A 4980-nucleotide genomic window follows, 5' to 3' on the forward strand; every position below is an offset into this window, starting at 1 on the left:
ATGTTTGTTGATTTTTTTATTAAGCGACCTGTATTTGCAAGTGTTTGCTCCATCATCATTTTGTTGGTAGGAGCCATTAGTATCCCAACACTAGCCACAGATCAATATCCAGAGATCAGCCCGACTCAAATTAACGTTACTGCTAACTATGTCGGTGCTAATGCTGAAGTTGTAGAAAATACCGTCACGACTATCTTAGAGCGGCAGATTAATGGCGTTGAAGGCATGAAATACATGACTTCAAATAGTAGCAACAATGGCAATAGTACGATTACAGTTACATTTGACGCATCGCGCAATAAAGATATTGCAGCAGTCGATGTGCAAAATCGTGTGTCAATCGCCCAACCGCTCTTACCAGAAGCTGTGCAGCAAACTGGAGTCACTGTCACTAAGCAGTCTAATAACATTCTTTTAGCGATTGGGCTGTACTCCGATAATAAAGAATACGACAACGTTTTTTTAAGTAATTATGCTGACCTCTACATAGTAGATGCCCTCAAAAGAATCAAAGGAGTGGGTGAGGTGCAGATTTTTGGTGAACGCCGCTATGCGATGCGCCTGTGGCTCAACCCCAGTAGCCTTGCTAGTCGTAACCTCACTGCCCAAGATGTAATCGATGCACTCAACGAGCAAAATTTACAGGTGGGGGCTGGGCAAATTGGGCAGCAGCCAACATTACCAGATCAGATGTATCAAATCGATTTGCAAGCTATTGGCAGACTAAGTGGGGCAACAGAATTTGCCGACATGGTGATCAAGACATCTGAGAATGGCACGCTGGTAAAGCTAAGAGATGTGGGTCGCGCGGAATTGGGAGCAGAAAATTACAGTACTTTTCTGCGATTTAGAGGCAACGAGGGTGTAGGTCTAGGGATATTTCCCAGTCCTGGCAGTAACGCTTTAGACGTTGCTAAGGCAGTTAAAAACGAAATGCTGCGCCTGGAGCAAAGTTTTCCCCCAGGACTGAAATATCAGGTAGCGTTTGATACAACACTTTTTGTGGAAGCGTCGCTAGCAGAAGTAGTTAAGACGTTGATAGAAGCGATCGCTCTGGTGGTTTTAGTAATTTTTATCTTCTTGCAGGACTGGCGGACTACGCTGATTCCGGTGATTGTCGTTCCTCTAACCTTGATTGGTACTTTTGCCTTTATCAAGATTTTTGGATTTTCGATCAACACCCTGACCATGTTTGGTTTAACTTTGGCAACGGGATTGGTGGTTGATGACGCAATTGTAATTGTTGAGAATATCTCTCGCTTAATTGAAAATGAGGAGATGTCGCCCGGCGAAGCTGCCTCTGAGTCAATGCGGGAGCTGTTTGGGGCAGTGATTGCAACTTCCCTAGTGATAATGGCTGTATTTGTACCCGTGGCATTCTTCCCAGGAGCTACGGGACAGATATATAAGCAATTTGCACTGACGATCGCTTTTTCAATGGCGATTTCTACCTTTCTGGCCATTACCTTAACTCCTTCCCTCTCAGCCTTGCTGCTGCGTCCAGGGCAAAGACCAGGCGGTTGGTTAGGCTGGTTTTTTGAGCGTGTTAACAGGTTTATTGATTGGACACGCAGACAGTATGAGGAAATACTCAAGCGCTTGACACGGGTGAAAGCGATCGTAGTGGGGATATTTATATTGTCCTTGGGGGTGACAGGTTGGCTTTACATCAGCATACCTACAGCGTTTATCCCTGATGACGACCAAGGTTATTTTATCACCATTATCCAAGGGCCAGAGGGAGTTTCACTCAACTACACCAGCAAAGTGATGGCTCAGGTAGAAAAAGAAATCCTCAAATTGCCGGAAGTCACAGGTACTTTCGCCATCGGTGGCTTTGGTTTTAGTGGTAATTCTGCCAATAGTGGTGCAATTTTTTCGACTCTCCAGCCTTGGGAAAAGCGTCACGAACCGGGACAGTCAGCACAGGCAATCATTGGTAAGTTGGCTGGAGTGTTTGGGGCAATTCCCGAAGCAAGAATTTTCCCGGTGAATCCACCATCTATTCAGGGTTTAGGCAGTTTCGGCGGTTTCCAGTTTGAGCTACAAGACAGAAGAGGGAACAGTGGTTTAAATAACTTAGTGCAAGTAATGGGTCAGCTACTCCAACGCGGTAATCAGACGCCAGGATTGCAAGCTGTGTTTAGCACTTTTAGTGCAAATACACCGCAGATGTTAATTGAAGTAGACCGTAACAAAGCTAAATCCCTGCAAGTTGGAGTAAACGATATCTTTAATACCCTACAGTCTTACTTAGGTTCGCGGTATGTCAACGATTTTAATTTACTACAACGAACTTATCGGGTGTATGTTCAAGCGGATGCTCAGTTTCGCTCTAACCCTGCGGATATCGGGAAATTATACGTGCGTTCTGCTAATAATCAGATGATTGCCCTGAGCAATCTCGTGAAAATTACTTCTGCTACCGGAGCGCAAACGATTAATCACTACAACTTATTCCGCTCCATTGAAATCAACGGTTCCGCCGCTCCTGGTTATAGTTCCGGCGAAGCAACAGTAGCTATGGAGCAACTAGCAAAGCAGGTTTTGCCAGCAAGTATGGGCTATGAATGGTCGGGGATCGTTGCCGAAGAAAAACAGTCTGGCGGTCTAGCGCCCCTAATTTTTGGATTGGGGCTTGTCTTTGTCTTTTTGGTGCTGGCTGCTCAGTATGAGAACTATGTTGACCCACTGATTATTATGCTGTCAGTTCCCCTAGCTATTTTGGGGGCGTTGTCCGCGCAGATGTTGCGGGGTTTAGCTAATGATGTATTTTGCCAGGTTGGTTTAGTAATGCTGATTGGTTTGGCAAGTAAAAATGCCATTTTGATTGTGGAATTTGCCAACCAACTGCAAGAGCGGGGTCTTTCAATTACCAAAGCAGCAGTGCAAGCATCACAAGAACGCTTACGACCTATCCTAATGACTTCCTTCGCCTTTATCTTGGGCATTTGGCCATTGGTAAATCCTGAAGGAGCGGGAGCAGCTAGTAGAAAATCTCTTGGCACTGCGATTGCTGGTGGTACAATTGTCTCTACTTTCTTGACTCTGTTTTTTGTACCAATTTTATATATCGTGATTGGCAAAATTCGCGATCGCTTGAGTCCACGTCGTCAGACTCATAAGCTAGATGATAGTCAAAACAGCAAAGTTCCTTCTACCAGGCATCAGTAAAAAATTAGGAGTTAGGTGTAGCGACCCAGGGTAAGCGCATCTCAAACTCTATTGACACAGTGGTTTTGGGGTTCAACCAAAGCACAAATAAGTTCAAAATTACTACACTGAGCCAAGGGGTAGGATTGACATTTTCGTATTTATGTGGCGAAAAAATATAAAAAGCTATTTGACCCATGTTTTTTCAATCATTTACAACAATTTGTCCTACTTTGAATGGAAAATTGGTATTTAGATACAGTTTTAAGCTTTTTACCTGTATCAAAAGCTACAAAAATTGATGCGCTTACCCTGGCTATTTATGCTGTCATGACTCGTATCATGTTGCGTCGTTTTCTTGTCTAAAGATTTACTTTATAAATCTTCTCTAACTCCTAACTTTTTTAAATCGGCAAATGATTGATATCTTTGTTGCAGCCAATAACGACCATTGCGGAACCACGCTCTAAACGCTTGGTGGGGCCAGGATTAATTATAAATTTACCATCCTGGCTCACTGCTAGCAAATTTAAACCGTAGCGGTTACGAAGTTGAAGCTCAGTGATTGTTTTGTCGTGAAATTCATCAGGCACAATCAACTCTACAATACTGTTATCTGGGTCGAGGTCAAATCGATCTAAGATTGCAGGTTTGGTAAGTGTACGCGCTAGGGCGCAACCCGCTTCATACTCAGGAAAAACAACATGATCTGCTCCTACTCGCCGCAACAATTTACGGTGAACTTCACTAGAAGCTTTGGCAACGACGTGGGGTACACCAGCCTCTTTCACATTTAGGGTAGTTATAATACTTTCCTGAACGTAGTTACCAATCGCTACAATCACAGTATCAAATTCAAAAATTCCAGCTTCTTTGAGTGCAGCTGGTTCTGTAGAGTCTAACTGCAAAGCATGACCAACTATTCCCTCAGTTAATGCTTCTGAAACTCGTTTTTCATCAACATCTGTTGCTAGCACTTCATAACCGAAATTGTGCAGTGTTGAACAGACAGACCTACCAAACCGACCTAACCCAATTACAGCAAATTGCTGGTTATCTTTATGTAAACTGCGAAAAAAACTTAATGATGACAGATTCAACTTTGTTATCCTTATTATGGTTTCCTGTATTTCGGGCAAAAAACAAACGGTGATACCACTTGAATTAAAATTTTATTTTTTGCCTTCAATGTATATTTTATCAGTTTAGTTGTTAGTCATTAGTCATTAATCAGTCGCCAAGAATTATTCTCCCTCCACTTCCTGATCCTTACTCCCTCTCTCTAGCTATCCCACGAGTAAATTTTCTTCAGGATAGTGAATTCTGGTGCGGCGGGGGTCTCCTAGGACAGCAGACATCAGTAGTAAAATACCTACTCGTCCAACGTACATTGTTACAATTAAGATGAGCTTTACTGTTATAGAAATACTTGCTGTAATGCCTGTAGAAAGTCCTACAGTGGCAAAGGCTGATACCACTTCAAACAAAATTTTAATAAAATCTAATGTTGGATCTGTGAGGCTGATTAAAATCGTAGCTAAAATAACGGCCGCTACTGAACCCACTAACACACCCACAGCTTTCAAAATTAAAGATATTGCTATTTTGCGATCATACAATAAAACTTCTTCTTTCCCCTGGAGTATAGCTTTAGTGCAACTAGTCAACACCCTCAAGGTTGTTGTTTTCATGCCTCCTCCTGTACCACCTGGACTTGCACCAAGAAACATTAGTGCGATCGTAATAAATAGACCAGCGCTGGTCATTTTGCCAATGTCAATGGTGTTAAAACCAGCAGTTCTAGGAGTAACTGATTGGAACCAAGCT

At 42.9% G+C, this 4980-nt stretch carries 3 protein-coding genes; 1 reads left to right on the top strand and 2 read right to left on the bottom strand.

Translation table 11 applies throughout. The annotated features are described in order from the left end of the window. The coding region (locus tag H6G97_RS45315; RefSeq protein WP_190946976.1) for an efflux RND transporter permease subunit at positions 1-3174 on the top strand (3174 nt) is incomplete at its 5' end. Between the two features lie 383 nt (positions 3175-3557). Here H6G97_RS45315 and H6G97_RS45320 read toward each other — a convergent pair. Both H6G97_RS45320 and H6G97_RS45325 read right to left on the bottom strand, forming a co-directional pair. Next, positions 3558-4253 carry a potassium channel family protein gene (locus tag H6G97_RS45320; protein WP_190946977.1) on the bottom strand — a complete coding sequence of 232 codons (696 nt, stop codon included), beginning with the start codon at positions 4251-4253 and terminating at the stop codon, positions 3558-3560. Positions 4254-4439: 186 nt separating this feature from the next. Next, positions 4440-4980 (bottom strand): potassium transporter TrkG (locus tag H6G97_RS45325; protein ID WP_277883441.1); only part of this gene is annotated, 541 nt, incomplete at its 5' end.

Origin of the sequence: Nostoc flagelliforme FACHB-838, from assembly GCF_014698065.1 — a bacterium.
GTDB classification, from domain to species: domain Bacteria; phylum Cyanobacteriota; class Cyanobacteriia; order Cyanobacteriales; family Nostocaceae; genus Nostoc; species Nostoc flagelliforme_B.